General features: G+C 37.9%; 16 protein-coding genes. 10 read left to right on the plus strand and 6 right to left on the minus strand.

The annotated features are described in order from the left end of the window. The 5 genes from ABIQ28_RS04105 to ABIQ28_RS04125 all read right to left on the minus strand — a co-directional run. Nucleotides 1-1,409, minus strand: a 1,409-nt coding sequence (locus ABIQ28_RS04105) for a potassium/proton antiporter (protein ID WP_348035496.1), incomplete at its 3' end; no start/stop codon positions are given. Nucleotides 1,410-1,855: 446 nt separating this feature from the next. Then, complete coding sequence (locus ABIQ28_RS04110) at nt 1,856-2,110, minus strand: hexameric tyrosine-coordinated heme protein (protein ID WP_348035498.1); 255 nt, start codon at nt 2,108-2,110, stop codon at nt 1,856-1,858. Between the two features lie 246 nt (nt 2,111-2,356). Beyond that, nucleotides 2,357-4,084: a thiamine pyrophosphate-binding protein gene (locus tag ABIQ28_RS04115; RefSeq protein WP_348035499.1), complete on the minus strand. Its 1,728-nt coding sequence runs from the start codon at nt 4,082-4,084 to the stop codon at nt 2,357-2,359. A 186-nt stretch (nt 4,085-4,270) separates the two neighbouring features. Then, nucleotides 4,271-5,890: an FAD-binding protein gene (locus ABIQ28_RS04120; protein WP_348035501.1), complete on the minus strand. Its 1,620-nt coding sequence runs from the start codon at nt 5,888-5,890 to the stop codon at nt 4,271-4,273. A gap of 60 nt (nt 5,891-5,950) precedes the next feature. Continuing rightward, nucleotides 5,951-7,429, minus strand: coding sequence for a catalase (locus tag ABIQ28_RS04125; protein WP_348035503.1), 1,479 nt, complete (start codon nt 7,427-7,429; stop codon nt 5,951-5,953). Nucleotides 7,430-7,769: 340 nt separating this feature from the next. On the opposite strand from ABIQ28_RS04125, the gene ABIQ28_RS04130 reads away from it, so the two are divergent. From ABIQ28_RS04130 to ABIQ28_RS04145, 4 genes are all read left to right on the plus strand, one after another. Next, nucleotides 7,770-8,312 carry a hypothetical protein gene (locus ABIQ28_RS04130; protein ID WP_348035504.1) on the plus strand — a complete coding sequence of 181 codons (543 nt, stop codon included), beginning with the start codon at nt 7,770-7,772 and terminating at the stop codon, nt 8,310-8,312. 148 nt (nt 8,313-8,460) lie between these two features. Continuing rightward, the gene (locus ABIQ28_RS04135) at nt 8,461-10,851 is read left to right on the plus strand and encodes a TonB-dependent receptor (RefSeq protein WP_348035506.1); all 2,391 of its coding nucleotides are present in this window, start codon (nt 8,461-8,463) and stop codon (nt 10,849-10,851) included. Nucleotide 10,852: 1 nt separating this feature from the next. Then, nucleotides 10,853-12,184 (plus strand): hypothetical protein, encoded by a 1,332-nt coding sequence (locus tag ABIQ28_RS04140; RefSeq protein WP_348035508.1) that lies wholly within the window; start codon nt 10,853-10,855, stop codon nt 12,182-12,184. A 300-nt stretch (nt 12,185-12,484) separates the two neighbouring features. Further along, entirely contained in the window at nt 12,485-14,041 is a 1,557-nt protein-coding gene (locus ABIQ28_RS04145; protein ID WP_348035509.1) for a serine hydrolase, read from the plus strand. A gap of 637 nt (nt 14,042-14,678) precedes the next feature. On the opposite strand, the gene ABIQ28_RS04150 is transcribed toward ABIQ28_RS04145, so the two are convergent. Then, nucleotides 14,679-15,263 (minus strand): superoxide dismutase family protein, encoded by a 585-nt coding sequence (locus tag ABIQ28_RS04150; protein WP_348035510.1) that lies wholly within the window; start codon nt 15,261-15,263, stop codon nt 14,679-14,681. A 207-nt stretch (nt 15,264-15,470) separates the two neighbouring features. Between ABIQ28_RS04150 and hemN the strand changes: the two genes are divergently transcribed. From hemN to ABIQ28_RS04180, 6 genes are all read left to right on the plus strand, one after another. Then, entirely contained in the window at nt 15,471-16,835 is a 1,365-nt protein-coding gene (gene hemN, locus ABIQ28_RS04155; protein ID WP_348035511.1) for an oxygen-independent coproporphyrinogen III oxidase, read from the plus strand. An 84-nt stretch (nt 16,836-16,919) separates the two neighbouring features. Further along, nucleotides 16,920-17,750 carry a universal stress protein gene (locus ABIQ28_RS04160; protein ID WP_348035512.1) on the plus strand — a complete coding sequence of 277 codons (831 nt, stop codon included), beginning with the start codon at nt 16,920-16,922 and terminating at the stop codon, nt 17,748-17,750. Nucleotides 17,751-17,933: 183 nt separating this feature from the next. Continuing rightward, on the plus strand, nt 17,934-19,379 hold the full coding sequence (nirK, locus tag ABIQ28_RS04165; RefSeq protein ID WP_348035513.1) for a copper-containing nitrite reductase: 1,446 nt from the start codon (nt 17,934-17,936) through the stop codon (nt 19,377-19,379). 161 nt (nt 19,380-19,540) lie between these two features. Continuing rightward, a complete protein-coding gene (locus ABIQ28_RS04170; RefSeq protein WP_348035514.1) occupies nt 19,541-20,317 on the plus strand; it encodes a formylglycine-generating enzyme family protein in 777 nt (258 codons plus the stop codon). Between the two features lie 118 nt (nt 20,318-20,435). Then, nucleotides 20,436-21,152: an SCO family protein gene (locus ABIQ28_RS04175; protein ID WP_348035515.1), complete on the plus strand. Its 717-nt coding sequence runs from the start codon at nt 20,436-20,438 to the stop codon at nt 21,150-21,152. A 78-nt stretch (nt 21,153-21,230) separates the two neighbouring features. Continuing rightward, nucleotides 21,231-22,490 (plus strand): alginate export family protein, encoded by a 1,260-nt coding sequence (locus tag ABIQ28_RS04180; protein WP_348035517.1) that lies wholly within the window; start codon nt 21,231-21,233, stop codon nt 22,488-22,490. Nucleotides 22,491-22,758 lie beyond the last annotated feature (268 nt).

A 22,758-nucleotide genomic window follows, 5' to 3' on the forward strand; every position in this document is an offset into this window, starting at 1 on the left:
AGCACCATTAATACGTCATGTGCCTTAATTACAGTAGAACCACCCGGACGGATGTATTGTTTATCGCGCTTTATCATGACAATAAATGCCGATGCAGGAAAATTTACATCTACAATACGTTTGTTAACTGCGAAATAGTCGGGTAAAATCTCAAATTCTTGCATTGAAGATTTGGGGAGATCTAAAATGAGTTGGTCTATTTCTGAAATCTTTTTCGCTTTTTCAGGGAGACCTACTTTGAGCCATTTTGCCACAATGGATAATGTTGTCCATTGAATTAGAATAGACGTTACGGATATAAAGAATACGATATTGAACATCATATCTGCTTTTTCAATGCCTGCCAACAGTGGATATGTTGCAAATACAATCGGTACGGCGCCACGCAAGCCGACCCATGAGATATAAAAGCGTCTTCTTAATTTCATTTTGAAAAACATCAAACTGATAAATACGGCCAATGGTCGCGCAACGATGATCAAGAATAAGGAAATAAGCAGTCCAATGCCAATATAAGGCACGATTTCAGAAGGGAAAACCAAGAGTCCTAAAGTAAGGAACAAGACAATTTGCATCAGCCAAGCCAAACCATCGTACATTTTTAATATGGTTTTCTTATGGATGAGATCTTGATTTCCTAAGTACAGCGCACAAATGTATATGGCGAGGAAGCCGTTACCACCTACAAAATCTGTTGCTGAAAATGTGATGAACATTAAAGCGATAACCAAAACAGGGTAGAGGCCTTCAAAGTCGAGCCTGATTCTGTTGATGATGAATTTACTTGCGATTCCAAAGCCAAAACCTGCACCGGCACCCAAAATCATTTGCTGAAAAAACATGGGAACAATGGATGCTAAACTCATGTCTTGGTTAATGACTAAGGTTAAAAACGCAATAGTCAGTACATAGGCCATGGGGTCGTTACTCCCGCTTTCCAACTCCAGTGTAGGTCTGAGGTTCTTTTTTAGCGCGAGACTTTTCGAACGTAAAATAGAGAAAACGGCGGCTGCGTCTGTTGATGAAACGATAGAACCCAATAGCATGCTTTCATAGATGGTTAGGTCGGTAACGTAATACACAAATGTTCCTAGTGAAACTGCCGTGAGCAAAACACCGATGGTGGATAGTACAAGTCCTTCTCTAAGAATGGGTTTTATGGATTTAAAATTGGTGTCGAGACCACCAGAAAATAGAATGAAGTTAAGGGCAACAACACCAATGAGCTGTGCGGTTTTTGGGTTGTCAAAACTGATGCCGCCAATACCATCGGAACCAGCCAGCATGCCTATGGCTAAAAACAGTATTAATGTTGGGACTCCAAATTTGTAAGAAGTTTTCCCTACAATAATGCTTATAAAAAGTAATATAGAGCCAACTAATAGGATGTTTTCACTGGTTAGAATCATGCGTTCCTTATCTTAAATCAATCGGTGTAAAGATACTTGTTTTTATTTTTATTGATAAAAGGAATTTGTGTTACCTTCTTTTTTATGTTGAATAAACTGATTTTGGTGGTCTGAAAGTTGATTTTTTTTGTGTTGATTAATTGTCAAGTTTGGATTGTTTTAATTTTAGGCGAATTCAATAAGTGTTTATGTTTTCATGGTAATCTTCTCTTATTGCTAAAGTATTGTTTTTCCTTTTTTCGATTTACTTTATCAAGTAAACTGGCATTTTACTTTTTTGTGGAAACAGTCGAATTGTAGAATCTCATAAAACCCTCTACGCTAAAAAAGTATGTAAGGATGAATCCACTATTGAATCATTGATATTTAAGCCTTGCCTTATTAATTTAAGAACTATGAAAACTGCCACCCAACTCTTTTTTTTATGAGTGTGTGCTTTTTTAAGGTCACAGTTTTTTCCCGATTCTCCAGTAATTATTTGCCGCAGCAATGGTTGCAAATTCGGTGGCCACAGTTTGACCAATGGCGATTAGCATGGCCGCATCGTCTGCATATACAGGGCGTAGTTTCTCTCTAACCGCTGCGTCTGGTTGCGTAACTTTTATGATAAGTCGTGCCATTTTTACAGCTAATTGTCGTCCTTCTTCTGGAGTTTTTGTGATTAATGAATTGCCGGGTATTAAGTCAAATTGATCTGCCATTTTTATTGTTTTTTATGATTATAAATGCTGTAACGTTTACAGCAAATTATGAAAATTTAGTATTTATTTTTAACTAGGAACTAAAATAATCAATTTCTTAAGAATTGGTCGTCTCATATAATTATGTTTGATTGTGAAATTCAAATGTTATCATTGGAACCCTTAACGATGCAAGTCTATGTTCTTAATTCTAACAGCGCAGCGGCGGTTGCTGATTTTGTCGAAGTATCTTGGTTCATTTTACACCTACCCCAAAATCTTTCGTGTCATTGCCCTGCCAATAAACCGAACTTTATCCTTTAAGGGAAAATTCCCTAAAATAGTTTTCACGACACCTTTCGTAAATCGGGTGCGCTTTTTATAATCGATATGAATATCCACCAACACCGTTTTATTTGATTGAGCAGATTTAAGTGCCGTACTAATAATTTGATCGGTCTGAGCATCGTTTTCAATGAGCAAATATTCCGCACCAACGGCGTGCGCAATGCCATCGATGTTGAAATCGCCCAAAACGGTGGAGGTTTTTCGGTTATAAGGGATTTCTTGGCCTTGTGAGATTTGAGACAACTCACCATCATGAAATACGAAAATCACGATTCCTAAATTATTCCGTTTTGCAGTTAACAACTCCAATCCAGTCATCAGAAATGCACCGTCACCAACGATTCCAATAACCTGTTTGTTTGGATTGGCAAATTTAGCGCCGATGGCTGCAGGAACACAGTAACCCATGCAATTGAAATCGGTCGGGCTGATTAAATGTTTACTTTTTAAATTCTGAAATAACTCAACGGTCAGGAAGGTGTGATTACCGTCGTCCACAACTGTAATCGCGTCGTCATCCAAATGGCTTCTTAAACTCTTGAAAAAGAGATACGGATTTACCCTATCAAATTTATAATCAGACCATTCCTTGTAATACGCTTGTTTATCTTTTGCAATGGAACTAATTAAATTAGAATTGTTTTTTGTGATATTCTTATTTTTTAGTTCTGTCAATAAGCTTTCTAAAACCTGTTTTGCATCGCCTTCAATGGCGAGTTTGCTCTTGTAGTTTTTATCGAAAACATTTTTGTCGATATCAATATGAATCAAGTTCTCTGGAACTGTGGCGCCATAGCTTCCTGTTGGGATTTCGGCAAACCGTGTGCCTACGGCAATTAAGCAATCAATATCTTTAAAGGCGTTTTCTGAAGCGGGTACCGATGCAGGACCAAAACCCATGCCTGTAAATAATTCGTGATCGCCTGGAAATACGCTATAGCCTTGTAGTGTTGTGGATACTGGAGCGTTTAGTCGTTCGGCAATTTGGATGCTTGTAGCAGTGGCTTCTTTAGCACCCCAACCTAAAAACAGTCCCACTTTTTTAGATCCTGAAATAATTCGAATGGCTTCGTCTATTTGAGACGCGAGTACGGTTGGTGTGTTGTCTTGTTTTTTATAAGTTAATATTTCTGAAACTTCGCCTTTAAACAATTGAACATTGGTTGGTATTTCTATAAAAACAGGGCCAGGACATCCGGAAGTTGCAATATTATAAGCCTCAAAAACGCTAGACATAATGTCTTCATGCTTCGTTAGTTTATAGGTCTTTTTAGTAATGCCGCTCAAAACCGAGTGCATGTCCCATTCATGAAGTTGATAACTTTTTTTAACATCGGTACGAATCCCGCCCGAGATGATCAGCATAGGAATGCCATCTAAAAAAGCTTCGCCAATGCCACTTAAGGCATGCGTCACTCCAGCTGCAGGAACAATGACTAAAGTTCCAATGCTATCTGATGTACGACTGATGGCATCGGCCATAAACGCGCCACCGCCTTCATGGGTAACCAAAATTGGTTTGATTTTTTCAGACTTGTTTAATTCGTCATAAATCTCTGTGTTATGAACTCCAGGAACACCAAATGTATGCGAAATAGGGAGTTGCTCTAATGCTTTAACGACTAACCATGCACCTGTTTTTTTCATGTTATAATTTTTATTGTTTTTCAATGGTAACATGCTATTCGCAATTAATAATTCCCAAAGGGGGAAAACTTTTAGCATGCTCGATTCATGTGTTTATTTTATTTAATGCTAAAAATCTGTTTGTTAAGGAGCTGTTTCATGGGTATTAAAATTTTCAACACGCTCATTTCATATTCAATTTTAATTTTAAAGTTTTATTCCCGAGATGTTTGCTCCTGCAACGCGACCTGTTAAAATACATGATCCTAAAAAAGTGCCTTCTAACGAACGTGCGCCATGAATGCCACCGCCGCCAAATCCGGCAGCTTCTCCCACAGCATATAATCCTGAGATGATTTCGCCATCCTTATCAATGACTTGTGAATTTAAATTGGTAGGGATGCCGCCCAAGCTTTTTCGACTCAAAATATATTGCTTCACTGCAATTAATGGTCCTGCTTTTGGATCGAGAATTTTTTGAAATTTAGAAGTTCGGATTTTATCGCCGCGGTACAGTCTGAAATTGACTAAGCGTCGCAATTGTTCGTCATTAAAATAGGATTTTCCACGATCAATCTCGTCATCATAACTTTGCAGATCCTTTTTCAGAATTTCTATATCTACCGCATTCGTGACCGGTTGTTGGTTCATTTTTTTAACTAACTCCTCAAGCGTATCGGCAACTACAAAGTGATCTGATTCTTCAATCAATCGGTTTATTAAGGCTTTGTTTCCAAATAAAACCTCTTTGATCATCTGTAATTTGTTCCTGTTTCTGAAAGCCGTCATATATTCCGAACCTGAAACTGCCAATTCTTTAAGGGCAATTTTTCGGTTCATAATACTCCATGAATACTGCTCCTTTGTTTTTAGAATATGTTCTACAAAATACGACGTATCCGTATATGGCACAAGGGGCGGATCAAATCGTTTTCCTATGGCGTCAACCCAAATAGCCGATCGGGGAGGCACCAAGCTCAAGCCATCTCTGAATTTTCCTTGTTCAGGATGTGGTGTGGGAATCCCAGCGGCGTAGTGCCACTGTCTGTTTAAGTTTGTGGAAGGTATGCCTTGTTGTTCTAAATTTAGATGAATGGTGCCATCTGCGTATTTATGAGAACCATTTAATAGGTTGTCTGGCGGTGTCCCATATTCGGGAAGCCAATTATTTTTGACCAATTTTAAATCGCCACCTGTAATTCCGCCTGAGGCAATGATTACATTTTTAGATTTTAGGATTAAGTTCTCTTGTGTCGTTTCATCGAGAACTTCAATTCCAATGGTCTTTTTGTTTTCTATAAGAATAGAGGTCACTTTGTGTTGAAATTTAATTTCCAGATTTCCTTTATTGGGATGATTCAACAAGTGTTTTACAACTTTATTGGACAAGTCATATCCAGTTCCCCAGGTGATATGCCACCTGGGGACTGAATTTCCTTTGACATCCATCCCGCGTTCTGGCCAGTTGACCACAGGAAGAAAATCGACTTTTTTAGCAATGAGCCAGTCATAAATAATAGAAACTGAATGTTCTGAATAAAATTTGGCCCATTGTGCGCCGAAACTATCTGTTTCAGTGAATACGCCATAACGCATCCAATCCTCAAAAAGTAAGGTGGGAGAATCTTTAATTCCCGCTCTTTTTTGGAGAGGTGTACCAGAAAACAGAATGCCTCCGAAGGATTTTTTTGCCAATCCTCCGAAGTTCTCTTTGATATCCCTTTCAATTATAAGAACTTTTTTATGATTATCCAGAAGTTCGATGGCTGCTGATATGCCTGCCAATCCACCGCCAACGATGATGTTACCGTATTCGTGAATATTCATTAAGTATGTACTAAAAGAATCAAAAATCTCATGACCATATTTTTTAATGCACTTTAGTTACTAATATTCGACATTGTTGATGTTAAAATCGATATCGGTAGGATTAATTCCTAACGCCTTTGCAACGCCTATTCCGTATGCTGGATCGGCTTTATAGCAATTACCGGTATGCCGTTCCTGAATGAATTTCTCGGCACCACCAACTTGTCGCGCTGTATTTTCAAACAATACTTGCTGTTGTGCAGGCGTCATTAATCGGAATAAATTGCCAGGTTGGGTGTAATAATCATCATCCTCTCTATGGTCGTAATGAAAAGCATCGCCTTCTAAATGTAGGGCAGGTTCAGCAAATTGTTTACTCTCTGCCCATTGGCCATAGCTGTTTGGTTCGTAATGAAGCGTTGATCCTTCATTGCCGTCTACGCGCATGGCGCCATCACGATGCGGATTGTGAAACGGACATTGTGGTTTATTGACAGGAATTTGGTAGTGATTCACACCTAATCGGTAACGTTGCGCATCACCATAAGAGAATAAACGGCCTTGCAACATTCTATCTGGAGAAAATCCAATTCCTGGAACCACGTTTGCAGGATTAAACGCTGCTTGCTCCACATCTGCAAAGTAATTTTCAGGATTTCTGTTGAGTTCCATGACACCAACATCAATCAGTGGATAATCAGCGTGTGGCCAAACTTTAGTCAGGTCAAACGGATTGAAACGGTAGTCTTTATCTGCTTCGGGCATAATTTGCACTTTCAAATGCCATTTCGGAAAATTTCCTTTTTCAATTGCGTCAAACAAATCACGTTGGTTACTTTCTCTATCTTTTCCGACGATATGCATGGCTTCTTCATCGGTTAAATTTTGAATGCCCTGTGCGGTTACAAAATGGAATTTTACCCAGCTACGTTCGTTAGCAGCATTTAAAAAACTAAAGGTGTGACTGCCAAAACCGTGCATATGTCGGTATGATTTTGGAATACCTCTGTCACTCATTAAAATAGTGACTTGATGCAATGCTTCTGGTAAAAGTGTCCAAAAATCCCAATTATGATTAGCACTTCTTAAGTTTGTTTTCGGGTCGCGTTTGACTGCTTTATTAAGGTCAGGAAATTTATATGGATCTCTCATAAAGAACACAGGCGTATTATTTCCTGCTAAGTCCCAATTGCCTTCTTCTGTGTAAAATTTCAATGCAAAACCTCTGATATCTCGTTCGGCATCAGCGGCACCTCGTTCTCCAGCAACGGTTGAAAAGCGCGCAAACATATCTGTCTTTTTGCCTATTTCTGAAAATATCTTGGCTTTCGTATATTTCGTGATGTCGTGAGTTACGGTAAATGTTCCGAAGGCACCAGAACCTTTGGCGTGCATCCTTCTTTCAGGAATAACCTCTCTGTCAAAATGCGCCAGCTTTTCTAAGAACCAAAAATCCTCCAGAAGCATCGGACCTCTTCTGCCTGCAGTTTTTACATTTTGATTTTCTGCAATCGGCCTGCCGGATACCGAGGTTAGTTTTTTCTTTTCGTCGCTCATATTATTAGATATTATAATTTAAATACAATTGTTTTTTTTGCATTTCGGTTTAAAGAAAGGCCGGTTTTAGTATAAGTTCTCTGAGACAACTCGGATTTAACTAAACAACGGCAAACTTTGATGACGCTTAAAAATAGTAATTATTTTGTTAAGATGATGGTCTTTTGTTGTTTTTGAAAGTTCCAGTTATGGTGTTAAATTTCGTGTTGTGATTTAGGAAATATTTTAAAACCTTATTTCGATACTTTTATTCCGCGAGCATTATAAAAACCGCCCATTCCATTTAGTCCTAGTCTAAATAAGCCTTAAATTTGCACCACATTAAAAAAAATCAAATTTCATGAAAAAATTAGTTTTATTGAGTGCTGTCGTTTTTGGAATGGTATTTTATTCCTGTTCTAGTGATGATGATAATGCTACTAAAGAAGAAGTGAACTTAGTCGGCGATTGGCAATTGACCAATGTTGATTTTATAACCATGACTGAAGGGGGGATTCCTGCAAGCGATGGTTGTATCGTAGAACTCATTACGGGTTATGAATTTCGTGCAGATTCCAAGTTTTATTTCATATTAACGGATGGTGAATATCAATTGTTCGATCCTTACGCCGCTGAATTTTGGACGTGGGAAGGTAATATGGAAGATTTTGCAATCATTCAAACAAATAAAAAAAGACCTGGATATCACTTTGGGTTATCACCTGAAAATATTGTAGTAAAGGAAGTGGAAGGCAAATCAGTAATTACTTTCAATGGAGAATTGGGTAATGGATCTAAAGCCAAATTCACTTTGGTAAAACAGAAGATTGATAGAAGTAAATCTCCCGTGTTAACGAATCCTGATGGTTCATCTTATTATTGCGGGTTTTTTGATAATAAATAAGCAGTCCTATTAAAGTGTAGAAAGCCCCACAAAGGGCTTTACTAATCTGACCGGGCGCATTTTCAAAGGTATCTTTTAATTTAAGATACTATGGAATGTGCCCAATTCAGATAAAATAAGCAGCGTTATAAAAATCTTTCCACCATTTATGTTTAGGAATTTTACATGTTTACTTTTAATACTTTTTCCTCTCTTAGTCCTTTCACAAAGTACCGGAGTAATCCAAGGGAAACTTATAAATGCCCTTGATGATCAAGTGGAAAATGTTGAAATACGGTTGGTTGAAACCAATGGTAAAACGCTGACCAACAAGGAAGGCAGATTTATTTTTAAAAACCTTCCTCCTGGAAATTATAATATCTATCCCATTTACGACGGTTTTCAATTCGGCATTGAAACCATACAAATTAAGTCTGGCGAAGTACAGAATGTGATCCTTCACATTGAAATGATGACTTACGATTTGGATGAAGTCAGGCTTAAAACTTTAAGTTTAAGTGAGAAATTGAAAAACAGCGCCATCAAATCGGATATTATTTCTGTAGAAACTAATACCCGACGTGCCAATTCTGTAGAAGATTTGGTGGATAAAAGTCCGGGGGTTAAAATCAGAAATATAGGCGGCTTGGGATCTACAAGCAATGTTATTGTGGGTGGCTTTCAAGGCAATGCCGTAAAGTTCCTTTACGATGATATTCCGATAGATTATCTAGGATCCAACTATGGATTAACCAAAGTGCCGACTAATGCCATCAGTCGCGTGGAAATTTATAAAGGGGTATTGCCTACAAAAATAGGGGTAGATGCCTTAGGCAGTGCGATCAACATTGTGCCTAAAAACATTAATAAAACTTCTGGTACGGTATCCTATGAAACCGGATCTTTTGACACCCATATTGCCACTGCCAACGCCAGTATTAAATTAAATGAGCACTTGTATTTTGGAGTGAATAGTTTTTACAATTATTCAAAAAACAATTATAAGGTGGATGATCTACCTTACAAAGATCCCAATAGTGGTAAGGTGGCTTATATAAGAGAGCGCTTGTTTCACAATGCTTTTAACCAGCATTCTTTAGAGTTCTCATTACAAGCCTATAAGTTATCGTGGGCAGAATCCATTGAGTTTAAAGTCAATTCTTATGGTTTGAAAAAGGAAATTCAAAACGATCCCTTTTCGCGAGCACGCCCTTTCGGAGAAGTATACCGTCGAGAGCGTGGGAACTTTATTCCTTCTGTTAAATACAAGAATCATTTCTTTGAAAACAGATTAAGTGTCAATCAGTTTTTGGTGTTTAGTCAGATCTATTTTGAGATCTTTGATTTGGCAAAAAATGTGTATTATGATTGGAAAGGCGTTGCTCATCCTACTAATTCTGGATCAGAAATGGGAAATATGCTTTTGGATAAGGGCTATCTAGAAAACAACTTTAAACAATTTACCTCACGTACCAACCTTAACTACTTAATCAATGAATATTTTCAAATAGAAAATAATACGGTTTTTAGCCATTACAACCGAAAGTCAAACGTTGGTGACCTTAATCTGAATGGCACCAACTACAATAAGTTGATTACCAATTTTGCTTTAAATTCACAATTTTTCGATCGTAAATTGGAATCGAATACCCAATTTAAATTCCTCTTAGGAAATTTTGCCGGGCAGTATAATGCGTCCGAAAATCCATTGGAAGAAAATATCATAAATAAAGATGTGGTCAATACCGGCTTGAGCTTTTCACAAGCTTTAAAATACAATGTCAACGCTAAAAGCTACGTCCGATTATCTTACGAAAACACCTTCCGATTGCCCGAACAACAAGAATTGTTTGGAGATAATAACTTTATTATCGCTAATTACGAACTGACTCCTGAGGAAAGTAGGAACATGAATTTGGGATATACCTTTGCCGCCGAAACTTATGGTTTTGAAATAAACACGTATTATCGCGATACCAAAAATTTGATTCGCCTTAAAGACATCAACCAATATCAAGCTACTTTTCTCAATTTGGATAATGTCAAAGGATTTGGCGTGGAACTTCAGGCCCATTATGAGCCCTTAGATAATTTGCGTTTATCAGGAAATTTAACTTGGAATGACTTTCGCTTACAATCGTCTAATGATAGTTATGAAAACAAGGAGCATTTTAAAAACGCGCGAATTGCTAATATGCCTTTTTACTACGGAAATTTTAGCGCATCCTATAATGTTAAAGAAGTGTTGAATTTGTCTACCGATCTCTCTTTTTTCTGGGATTATTCCTATGTGCATCAATATTATCTTGATTATATTGAAAAACAATTTGAGCCTAACGGTTTTCTAGGATTGTTCGGTAATTCAAAAATTAATACCAGCCGCATCATTCCGAATCAACAAACGCATAATTTCGGATTTATTTATGTGCGAGATTTCTCAAAACAGAGTATTTCTTTTAGCGCAGAATTAAAAAATGTCTTTAATGAAGATGTTTATAACGAATTTAAAATGCAAAGCCCGGGGCGACATTTTAGAGCGAAAATAACTTACAGTTTCTAATATGATGAAGTTTAAAATATTTTATAAAGCCTTTTTTTGTTTCCTATTGTTGGGATTCATCTCATGTGAAGTGAACAATCTTGACGACGCGAATAAAATTCCAAAAAGTGATTATTCTAGTTTTAATTATGTGTTAGCTACAGAAGATGCATCCACTGCTAATATTACACGGTTTTTTAGTTTCACTTTAGATGATGTAGATCCTAATAAAACGTATGATTTGATTCAGGAGAATCAAAAATTTATCAATTCCGATCCCTCAACGTCGTCGGGGCACCAATTCTTTAAGAATTATATCTTTAGTATGGCCAAGGATAAACGAGGGTTCTCTTCTACACCTGGTTTGTTTCGATTAAGTTTGAACAGTTCTGATCAAATTTTCATCGAAAGCGAAATATTTATTGGAAAGGACAATCTATTTCCTTCGCGCAAATTAGTGCTGTACAATGAAAATCTCGGTTTTTATTTTAATGAAGATACTGGCGGTCAGACCATCCAATCGTTCAATCCGCTAACTATGCAATTAGGCGAATCCTTAAATCTGCGCGATAATATCAAAGCATTTCGGCCGGATGCAGAATTTGAGGATGAGTATGGTAATAATTTAATACGGACAGGATCTCTGGTCATGGATTATCAAGACGATAAACTTTATGTGAGTGTTGTTTTCTTGAAAGAGGCCAGTTTTAATATCATTCCAGAAACTGATAACAATTTTTATTTGGCCGTCATTGATATTCCGAGTTTTAGTTTTGAGAAAATCATCTCCTATGCAGGTGTTAAAACGGTGGGGTTTTATGTCTCTGAAAATAATCCCACAACCAAAGACGAAGATGGAAATCTTTATTTCTGCTCCTGGGGTTGGAATCAATTTAGCAAACATGATCCTTCCAAGGTTTTTCGAATCAAGGCTGGTGAGACCGACTTTGATAGAGATTGGGAGATCGATATTGAATCACATTTTGGCGAGGGTAGAATTGCCCAGTCCATTACATCCTATAATAATAAATTATACCTTCATATATCTAAAGATCCTTATTTATTCACTTCCAGTGAAGATGTATCCACCAGAAATGGTTTAGAACTGTCGTATTACGAATATGACACCGACAATCCACAAAATTTTACCAGATTGGATATTCCCACCTCCAATCCGTCGGCGCGTATGAATATTTTTAATATCATAGACGATAAACTTTTTATAGTTGTGCCTAACGCGATTCCGGGTAACTTTAGCGGTCTGTATTCTCTGGATAGAAAGGGAACGCTTAAAAAGGAGCTGCAGATTGAGAATAAATATCGTCCTACGCGATTTTATAAGTTGGGGAACTAGAATTGGTTTCCGTTTTATAACTATGAGCTAAAGCCTTGGGATTATTCGGTATTATGGATATTAATAGCGTTGGAATAACCCCAGCTTCAGCTGGGGGTAAGACGAAAGACGTGACGTGGGCTTTAGTCCAACCTCCTCAGTCCTCAAATCTCTCAAACTTATAAGTCTCCATAAACTCATCATATTCCTCTTGATATGTTTTTTTAGAGTACAGCTAGAAAGTATATTGAAAATCAGGAAGCTCATCATCCAATTACAATTGTCCAAACTTGTAACTATATTAGCGCAAAACCTATTGCCATGACCAAAAATTATTTCAGCTGCTATACCTTTGCGCTCTTTGTATTTCTAAGTTTCTTTTCTTTCAATCTTTTTGCTCAAGAATCTCTCCCAGAGAACTTTGATGCTTGGATAGAATCGGGGAGAAAAGATTGGAGAATACCTGGGATGGCCGTGGGCATTGTAAAAAATGGCGAAGTGGTGTATGCCAAAGGCTTTGGAGAAAAACGATTGGGAAGTGGGGAGAAGGTGGATGCCAATACCATTTTTAGTATTGCCTCGGTCAGTAAAAATATTACGGCCGCTGCTCTTGGTATTTTAGTGGACGAAGGAAAAATAAAATGGGATGATAAAATCACCAAACACATCCCTTGGTTTCAGTTAAAGGATCCGTGGGTCACTCAGGAAATTACCATTCGTGATGCACTGACGCACCAAGTGGGCTTGGGACGGATATTAGGCAACCGACTGCAGTTTATGACCAATAGTTCAAGGGATAGCGTGCTCTATCAGATGCGCTATATGGAATTGGAAAAACCTTTCCGTACGGAATTTGTGTACAACAACGTCATGTATTCATTGGCAGGACAGATCATTGAACATGTGGATGGCCGCACTTGGGATGCCTTTTTGAAAGAACGACTTTTTGAGCCCCTTGAAATGCATTCAAGCACAACCAGTATCACGCAATTAAAAAGCACTGATAATCTGGCGTATCCACATCAGGAGATCGATGGCAAAGTAGTGCCGATTAAAAGACGAAACTGGGATAATGCTGGTCCAGCAGGCGGTGTGAATTCTACAATAAATGATTTGAATAAATGGATGCTGATGCAATTGGGCGATTCAGGGACCTATAATGGAAAAGCCATTGTCAGTGCGCAGGAGATGAACGAAATCCACAAACCTCAAATGGTACAGCGACCAGCAAATGCGTTGTCAGGGCAAGGAAGTTATGGTTTTGGATGGAATATCAGCGATTATAAAGGAAAGCGTGTGCTGACTCATGGTGGTGCGACCGACGGTTTTAATACGGCGATGTATTTGATGCCAGAGTTGGATTTGGGAATTATCGTGGTGGGTAATAATTTCAATTCCTTGGGAAATGCCGTTGCCTTTCAGGTCATGGATGCCTATTTGGGAGAAAGCAAGGTGGACTGGAATGACCGCTATTTACAAAGCTATTTGATCTCTTATGAACGCGCCTTGTTAGCACGCGAGAAAATCCATAAAGCCAGAGCAAAGAGTTCAAAATCTAGTTTGGATAGAGATGATTATCTAGGGATATATAAGTCTCCAGGTTACGGAAAAGTAGAAGTTAAACGTGATGGAAAGGATTTGGTGTTGCGCTTTTGGGATTCTAAAGACTTGGAAGCTAAGCTTGAGCATTGGCATTATGACACTTTTAGAGCGGTTTGGAAAAATCCTGCACAACGTGAAGAGTTTATGCAATTTCATTTGGGTAAAGATGGCAAGGTGGAATCTTTGGACTTCGAATTTGTCCTGAGACCTTTATCCTTGCAAGTAGGAGCTTACCCGTCCAACTACACTCATTCAGAAAAGTTTGTAAAACAGTAGGAATCTTTAGGGAATTGACTTTATGGAGGAGGAGATTTCTTTCCGCCGCGAAGTTTAAAATTATTTAGAAATCCTTTGTTCAGATACTAAAATAAAAATTCAGCACTCCAATCAGGTTGCTGAATTTTTATTGGTCTCAAATTAAGTTAAAACCCCGTCAGAACGTTCGTCGGGCTGGTTTGTACCTTAGTGCATCTTGCTTTAGCTTCTAAATATTTTGACACGAATTTCACGAATTTTCACGGATTTACTCATCCTTGGAGAATACTGGCATAAATTAATTATCATAAATTTCACCAATGCAAAAGACTTTCTGTCCGTTTAAAAAAAAACGCCAGAATGCATGTCTGGCTGGTATGGTTAGTTTAGTATGTTCGGCATGTTTATAAAAATGTCCAGAATGACTTTTTCTGCAATATCATGATCTCTCACAATATTATAGAGACGCCTTGCATTCTATTGCCATACATCCGGTACTACTCTTCAACTGCTTTCTCGTCTTTTTGCTTAAATTTTATAATCACTACTTCTAGTTGCATATCGTTTTTTTAGAGGATCATAAAGCGGATGATAATTGGAAATAAAAAAGCCACTTTTTTTAAAGTGGCTCAATTCGTTATCGTTTTGTATTCTTGAATTATTGAATAATACCTCCGCAACTTACGCGCCCTCCAGCATTACCTGTAGGTTGGGTTTTAAAGTCATCAACATCCTGATGGACGATCACTGCTTTTCCTATGATGTTTTTGTTAACGTCGTCACAGCCAATACACCATTCGTCAGTGCTAAAAGTAATGGTTCCGTTACCATTGGCGTCAGCGGTAAGGTTTCCAATATCGCCTTTGTGGTAACCTTCAGCGCTTCCCCATTTGCCGTGAGGTTGCTTGGTTGGATTCCAGTGGCCTCCAGTTGAGGTGCCATCGGCTGCTGAGCAATCTGCTTTTTCGTGAAGGTGGATAGCATGTTCGCCTGGCGTCATTCCGATAAGGACGGTAACCATAGTGACAACACCATCTTGTTCGGTGAAAACAGCGCTGCCTTTTACTTTACTATTGCTTTTGGGTTCTAATGCAATTTCAAGTTTTTTAACTTCCGGAGCTTTGGTGGCCATTGGCATTTCATCCCTTGTTTCTTCTACTGTAATCTCTTTTTTATCGTTTTTACAAGAGTTAGTCAAAGTCAAAGCAAAAACGGCAATGAGCATTAGTGATAATCTTTTCATGGGTAGTGGTTTTAGTGTTTAATTAATAAAATTACGGTTTTTTATATGAATACTCCTACTTGAATTATAGGATAGGGTCCGACCATTAAGCGTTTTTCGTTTTTAAATGCTGATAAAATTACTTTTAATTGAAGAGTTCACATGACTTATATCATAGTTTTAATAGCGTGTTCACGATAATTTTGAATCAAATTTAATCAAATAAGAATGAATAGGTCTTTAATTGATAAATACAACGTTGCTGGTCCAAGATATACCAGTTACCCGACTGTTCCTTATTGGGACGAGCAAACTTTTAATATGCAGGGATGGAAGGATTCACTTTTAAAAGCTTTTACTGAAAGCAATGCAGAAGAAGGGATAAGTCTTTACATCCATCTGCCATTTTGCGAGAGTTTATGTACTTTTTGCGGCTGCCACAAGCGCATCACAAAGCAGCATAGTGTTGAAATTCCTTATATCACGGCTTTAGTGAAAGAGTGGAATTTATATTGCGATTTGCTGCCGTCAAAACCCAAAATAAAGGAAATGCATTTTGGTGGTGGTACGCCAACATTCTTTTCGCCAGTGCACTTGAGTTTGCTTATCAATAGTATTTTACATCGTGCCACACTGTCTGAAAACTATGAGTTTAGCTTTGAAGGACATCCAAATAATACGACAGAGGAACATTTAAAAACTTTTTATGACCTCGGCTTTAGACGGGTCAGTTTTGGTGTTCAGGATTATAATGAAACGGTTCAAAAAGCCATTCATCGCCTGCAACCTTTTGAAAATGTCAAACGGGTTACTGAACAAGCGAAAGCCATTGGTTACACTTCGGTGGGGCATGACCTTATTTTTGGATTGCCTTTTCAAACCGAGGAGCATGTTAAAGAAACCATAGCCAAAACAAAACTATTGAAACCCGACCGCATTGCATTTTACAGTTATGCGCATGTGCCGTGGATTAAAGGTAATGGCCAGCGTGGATTTGATGAAAGCAATTTGCCGTCAGGAGAAGCAAAACGACAGCAATATGAAATAGGCAAAGCACAACTTTCAGAAGCGGGCTACCACGAAATTGGGATGGATCACTTTGCTTTAGAGTCTGACTCGCTTTATCAATCGATGATGAATGACCAGCTTCATCGCAATTTTATGGGCTATACGGCTTCAAAAACCAAGGCAATGATTGGCTTGGGAGTTTCATCCATCAGCGATAGCTGGTACGGGTTTGCGCAAAATGTTAAAAATCTTGAGGATTATTATCACTTAATAGAGGAAAATATAATTCCCGTGGTAAAAGGACACATTTTGAGTGCGGAAGACTTGATTGTAAGAAAACATATTCTTAATTTGATGTGCCATTTTGAAACTTCTTGGATCGAAAAGGAACTTTATTTTGAAGAATTACCTAAGATTTTAGAGCATTTGGAAGAAATGGAACACGATGGTTTGTTAGTCCGCAGTGAAGGTCAATTGCAAGTAACCGAGAAGGGTAGGCCATTTTTAAGAAATGTCTGTATGGCTTTTGATGTGCTTTTGAAACGTAAAAAACCAGAAACACAAGTGTTTTCAATGACCATATAAGTAATACGACTTATAGAATCTTTCAATACCTTAGTGTTATTAAAAAATAACCGTACCTTTTAATAAGATTAATACAAAATAATTATGAAGAAGATAATTGTACCTATAGACTTTTCAGAATATTCAGAATATGCTCTTGAGGCTGCTGCTATTTTGGCAAAAAAGAATAATGCTGAAATTTTCGCATTGCACATGTTAGAAATGTCCAATGCCGTATTCACAGCTACAGGAGAGAGCCAACAGCCTAAAATGTTGTTTTTTTTAAGACTGGCGGAACAAAAATTTCAGGAATTCTTAAAAAGAGATTTTTTGGAAGGTGTCAAAGTCACTCCAATTGTCAAAAACTTCAAGGTTTTTAGTGAGGTAAGCGAGGTTGCTGAAGAGCATGGTGCTGATTTGATTGTAATGGGATCTCATGGTGTTAGTGGGTTTACAGAAGTTTTTGTAGGTTCAAATACTGAAAAAGTGGTGCGCCACTCCAAACTGCCAGTTTTGGTTGTTAAGCAAAAACCTGGCAATCTTACTTTCGAAAATGTTGTGTATGCTTCTGATTTTTCTGAGGAAAGTGTCGATGTCTATAAACGTGCGTTAAATACCTTGGGTGCCGATTCAACGGTGAATTTACTGTATGTCAACGTTCCAGGCGAAAATTTTAAAAGTACTGCCGAGATGGAACAGGACGTGGCCAACTTTTTAATGAAGGCCGAAGGGAATCTGAACAATTTGAATAAGGTGCATTATGTGTCGGACTATACGATACAAAAAGGCATCATTAATTTTTCAAATGTTTTTGGAGCCGATTTGATCGTCATGCCAACACATGGTAGAAAAGGATTGGCACATTTTTTTGAAGGTAGTATTTCTGAAGATATGGCCAACCGTGCTAATCTGCCAGTCATGACTTTTAAAATATAGAAGGTAAAATATAAGCGGTTGATGACTTTTAATTTATAGCATGTAGTTACGGTGGTTTAAGGGGTTAAAGTGTTATATGTTTTAAATCAGATGAAATTATCCGAAATATGATTTTTGTCATATTTCACTTTATTTTAAATTTTCATCTTTGATATATCAAACACTAAAACAACTATTATACTTATGAAATCAAAACTAAAAATTACCGTACTATGTGCCTCCGTGCTTTTGCTCTTTAGCTGTTTTAAAGAAAAAAAAACGGAATATGCTGCAACTGAAGATATTCCAGTTAGCCGAGAGATGCTTGCGGAATTGACCGCGCCACCACACGTGCCAGCGCCTGTTGGAAATCGAAAAGCAAAAAAACTCATCGTCAAAATGGAAATCCTTGAAGCAGAGGGCGAAATTACCGATGGCGTACGTTATGTTTATTGGACTTTTGGCGGATCAGTTCCAGGAAGTTTTATCAGAGCCCGAGTAGGCGACGAGATTGAATTCCATTTACAAAACCATCCCGATAACAAACTCCCTCACAACATTGACTTACATGCGGTGAATGGTCCAGGTGGAGGTGCAGAATCTTCTTTTGTTGCTCCAGGGCACGAAAAAGTATTCTCTTTTAAAGTATTATCTCCTGGATTGTATGTTTACCACTGTGCTACAGCACCAGTAGGGATGCACATTGCAAACGGAATGTATGGTCTTATTTTGATTGAGCCAGAAGGTGGATTACCTCCGGTAGATAAAGAGTACTATGTGATGCAAGGTGATTTTTATACAGCAGGTGCTAACGGCGAACGTGGTTTGCAACCTTTTGACATGCAAAAAGCGGTCGATGAAAAGGCTGATTATGTAGTGTTTAATGGTAAAGTTGGAGCCTTAACTGGCGACAATGCGTTGACTGCTAAAGTAGGAGAGACCGTAAGACTATTTATGGGTAACGGAGGTCCTGGCTTAGTGTCGTCGTTCCATATCATTGGAGAAATATTTGATAAGGTGTTTGTTGAGGGCGGAAGTCTGGTCAATGAGAATGTTCAGACCACGCTGATTCCTGCCGGTGGTGCAGCCATGATTGAGTTTAAAGTGGATGTTCCAGGATCATATATTTTAGTGGACCACTCTATTTTTAGAGCGTTCAACAAAGGTGCTTTAGGCATGTTGAATGTAACCGGAGAAGCGAATAAGAAAATCTACTCTGGTGAGCTTATGGATAATATTTATCTTCCAGAAGGTCCAGGGATCCAAAAAATGCCTACCACCAATGAGATTAAAGAGTCTGATATTCCTGCAAAATCATTTGAAGAACAAATGAAATTCGGAAAACAGATTTATGGTCAAACCTGTATCGCCTGTCACCAAGCAGAAGGACAAGGTATTGCAAATGCATTCCCTCCGTTGGCAAAATCAGATTATTTAAATGCTGATGTTGACCGCGCTATTGATGCTGTACTTCACGGATTAAGTGGAGAAATTACCGTAAATGGGTTGAAATACAACAGTATCATGACCAAACAAATGATTTCACAAGAAGAAGTTGCGAACGTATTGACCTATGTGTACAACAGTTGGGGCAATAATAAAACGGTAGTGACTCCAGAAATGGTCAAGAAAGTAAAAAATAAAAAATAAGTTGAAATTGAACTTCAACTTGAAAATGAACTTATACTTGAAATGATATTAATATTTTGAGGAGCTTTATAAACCGTTTGAAATTGGAGTTTAATGTGACCTAAAAGCTCATGCCTCATACCTCAAACCAATACTAATACCTCAAACCTAATACCTAAAAAATGCGTACCAAATTCTTCAGATTGTCCTTTGTTTTGATCTTATTCCATATGTTTAGTTATGGGCAATCTGAAGATATGGCGCGTATTAAAGGTGCACGCTACATTCCTTTGTACGGAAGGGATTCCACCGTTGTTGAGGTCAAGGATTTTGATTTGGATGTTTATCCTGTTACGAATGAAGAGTACATCAAGTTTGTACAGAAATTTCCACAATGGCAAAAATCAAATGCTAAAAAAATATTTGCCGATGGGATGTATTTGCGAAATTGGAAAAACGATTTTGAACTCAAAGATGGTGAAAAGCTGAATAGTCCAGCCACCTATATTAGTTGGTTTGCGGCCAAGGCCTATTGCGACTGTCAGGGCAAACGTTTACCAACCATGGACGAATGGGAATATGCAGCGATGGCTGACGAAACCGTTAAGGATGCCCGCATCAAAAAGTCCTACAATGAGCAAATCTTGTCTTGGTATGAAGCGCCACGATCAAACGAAAATCAAATTGGACAAAACCCAAAAAACTTCTGGGGTGTTTATGATTTGCATGGTCTAGTTTGGGAATGGACTTCCGATTTTAATTCGGTGTTACTTTCTGGCGAGTCAAGAAAAGATAACGAAAAAGACAATAACCTGTTCTGTGGAAGTGCTTCCTTAGGCGCTACAGATTTAATGAATTATGCTGCATTTATGCGCTACGCCTTTAGAGGCAGCATCAAGGCCAATTACGCGATAAAGAATCTCGGATTTAGATGCGCCAAAGATATTGAAACCCAATAATACTCATGAAACGAGCATGCTAAAAATATAATCCCCATGAAAATGAGTGATAGCGAAAAGCAAGCTTGTACTGAGCGAAGTCGAAGTATGACGGTTGAAAAATAATAAATTTAAACACATGAAAAAAACCTTTTTTATACTGTGTAGTATTCTTTTTATAGGATTTACTGCTTGTAAAAATGAACCTAATAAAGCATCGGATGAAACAGTAGTCTTTCAATGTCCGATGAAATGTGAAGGCGATAAAACTTACGACGAACCAGGATCTTGTCCGGTTTGTAAGATGGATTTAAAAGAAGTTGCCGTTGAAAAAAAAGCAGCTTCTGATGAAATTTCCGACCTTTCTATTTTTAATCTTACCTCTACTTGGACCGATCAAAACGGCGAAGACCTCCAATTTGAAGATTTAAAAGGCGAGGTTTTAGTCACGGTCATGATTTATACTTCCTGTAAAGCGGCCTGCCCACGATTGGTGGCAGATATGCGAAATATTGAGGAGCGACTTTCTAAAAAAACAAAACAACGCGTGAAAATGGTTATGGTTAGCATTGATCCGAATACAGATACGCCTGAGCGTTTGAAAGCATTTGCTGAAGAAAATGTTATGGATAAAGCGCCATGGTTATTTCTGAGATCATCTGAAGATAATACCAGGGAGTTTGCCGCGGTAGTCGCTGTGAATTACAAGAAAATTTCTCCAATTGATTTTTCACATTCCAACATCATTACGGTGTTTAATGATCAAGGCGAAATGGTATTTCAACAAGAAGGCTTAGGAGTTAATTCCGATGCTACGATTCAAAATATTGAAAAGGCAGTCGCTGCCATAATGTAATCTCCCAATCTTAATAGTTCTTGCCGATAGCCAGCCCTTCATCCAAAAAAAACATGAAGGGTTTTTAATAAATACCTTATGAAAAAAGTAATTCTTTTCGCATGCATAGGCATGTTGAGTCACACCATTTTTGCCCAAGAATTTGGTATGGATTTGCAATTGAGACCTCGTGTTGAGTACCGACATGGTTTTAAAACCTTAATTCCTGATGGCGTTGACGCGGCTACTTTTGTGTCGCAGCGATCAAGACTGAATTTCAAATATGGCAGTGAAAAACTGAAAGCGTATATTTCATTGCAAAACGTCCGAGTTTGGGGCGATGTCAATACTTTATCTGTTAATGATGTCAACGGAACAGCGATCCATGAAGCTTGGGCATCTTTCAAATTAGATTCTGAATTTTCATTCAAAATGGGACGTCAGGAAATTATTTATGACGACGCTCGAATTTTCGGAAATGTGGATTGGGCACAAGCGGGTAGAAGTCATGATGCTTTTATCGCCACTTACCAACCTAATGCCAAAAACCGTTTGGATGTTGGTTTGGCAATGAATGAACAGGATGAAACATTGTTTCAAAAAGATTATGATGTCAACAACTACAAGGCATTCCAATATGCATGGTACCATACTAGTTTGGATAATATGAATTTAAGCTTATTAGCTTTGAACACAGGTTTTACCTATGAAGCTAATGGAAAACAGGAAGTGGATTACAATCAAACATTAGGTGCTTTTGCTTCTTTTGGAAAAAAACAATTTAAGGCAGATGCGTCTATTTATTTCCAAACCGGAAAGATTGCTGATCGCAGTTTAAGCGCATATAATATGGCAGGAAACTTATATTATCAGGTAGCTTCAGAGTTTACCGTAGGTGTTGGTGCTGAAATCCTATCTGGTACCGATATGGATACGACTTCAGACAAGCTCAATTCTTTCAACCCTTTATTTGGAACCAATCATAAATTCAACGGGTGGATGGACTATTTTTATGTAGCCAACCATATCAATTCTGTGGGTTTATTAGACATCAGTGTGCCTTTAAAATATCAAAAGGAAAAAGTGACTTTGCAATTGGTACCCCATCTATTTTCATCTGCGGCGAATGTATTTGACAATTTGGGCCATAAAAAAGACAACTATTTAGGAACTGAGATAGATTTTTCCTTTGGTTATAAAATCGCCGATAATATCGATTTTCAATTGGGATACTCGCACATGTTTGCCACAGAAACCATGCAAGTCCTAAAAGGTGGTAACCACAAAAATACCAACAATTGGGCTTGGGCCATGTTTGTGTTTAAACCAAAGTTGTTTACCTATACTAATAAACAATAGAATACCCTAGAATAGCATTTATAATTTCCCCGAAGTATATCCCAAATGAGCTTTAAGTTCGGACGAGAGATACTTCGGGATTTTTTTACCTTCCTCTAGAGAAATTCAAACTTCTCATTTATAATCTGCCGTGCACAAAAACCTGAAATAAAAAGGTTTTACCACAGATTTACTTCACTTTTATGAGAATCTTTTTCTGATTTCTCCACTCAAAAAATATTTTCCAAGTCTTAGCAATCGAGGTTTTTTTTGTGTTGGTAATTAAGGT

This window comes from Gelidibacter sp. (assembly GCF_039916245.1).
Lineage (GTDB): Bacteria > Bacteroidota > Bacteroidia > Flavobacteriales > Flavobacteriaceae > Gelidibacter.

Bases quoted from the DNA above. Each gene is read 5' to 3' on its own strand.
- ABIQ28_RS04120 (WP_348035501.1), bottom strand. From the start codon at position 5,890: ATGAATATTCACGAATACGGTAACATCATCGTTGGCGGTGGATTGGCA.
- ABIQ28_RS04125 (WP_348035503.1), bottom strand. From the start codon at position 7,429: ATGAGCGACGAAAAGAAAAAACTAACCTCGGTATCCGGCAGGCCGATT.
- ABIQ28_RS04180 (WP_348035517.1), top strand. From the start codon at position 21,231: ATGAAAAAAGTAATTCTTTTCGCATGCATAGGCATGTTGAGTCACACC.
- hemN (WP_348035511.1), top strand. From the start codon at position 15,471: ATGAATAGGTCTTTAATTGATAAATACAACGTTGCTGGTCCAAGATAT.
- ABIQ28_RS04115 (WP_348035499.1), bottom strand. From the start codon at position 4,084: ATGAAAAAAACAGGTGCATGGTTAGTCGTTAAAGCATTAGAGCAACTC.
- ABIQ28_RS04160 (WP_348035512.1), top strand. From the start codon at position 16,920: ATGAAGAAGATAATTGTACCTATAGACTTTTCAGAATATTCAGAATAT.
- ABIQ28_RS04140 (WP_348035508.1), top strand. From the start codon at position 10,853: ATGATGAAGTTTAAAATATTTTATAAAGCCTTTTTTTGTTTCCTATTG.
- ABIQ28_RS04150 (WP_348035510.1), bottom strand. From the start codon at position 15,263: ATGAAAAGATTATCACTAATGCTCATTGCCGTTTTTGCTTTGACTTTG.
- ABIQ28_RS04110 (WP_348035498.1), bottom strand. From the start codon at position 2,110: ATGGCAGATCAATTTGACTTAATACCCGGCAATTCATTAATCACAAAA.
- ABIQ28_RS04130 (WP_348035504.1), top strand. From the start codon at position 7,770: ATGAAAAAATTAGTTTTATTGAGTGCTGTCGTTTTTGGAATGGTATTT.
- ABIQ28_RS04145 (WP_348035509.1), top strand. From the start codon at position 12,485: ATGACCAAAAATTATTTCAGCTGCTATACCTTTGCGCTCTTTGTATTT.
- ABIQ28_RS04170 (WP_348035514.1), top strand. From the start codon at position 19,541: ATGCGTACCAAATTCTTCAGATTGTCCTTTGTTTTGATCTTATTCCAT.
- ABIQ28_RS04135 (WP_348035506.1), top strand. From the start codon at position 8,461: ATGTTTAGGAATTTTACATGTTTACTTTTAATACTTTTTCCTCTCTTA.
- nirK (WP_348035513.1), top strand. From the start codon at position 17,934: ATGAAATCAAAACTAAAAATTACCGTACTATGTGCCTCCGTGCTTTTG.
- ABIQ28_RS04175 (WP_348035515.1), top strand. From the start codon at position 20,436: ATGAAAAAAACCTTTTTTATACTGTGTAGTATTCTTTTTATAGGATTT.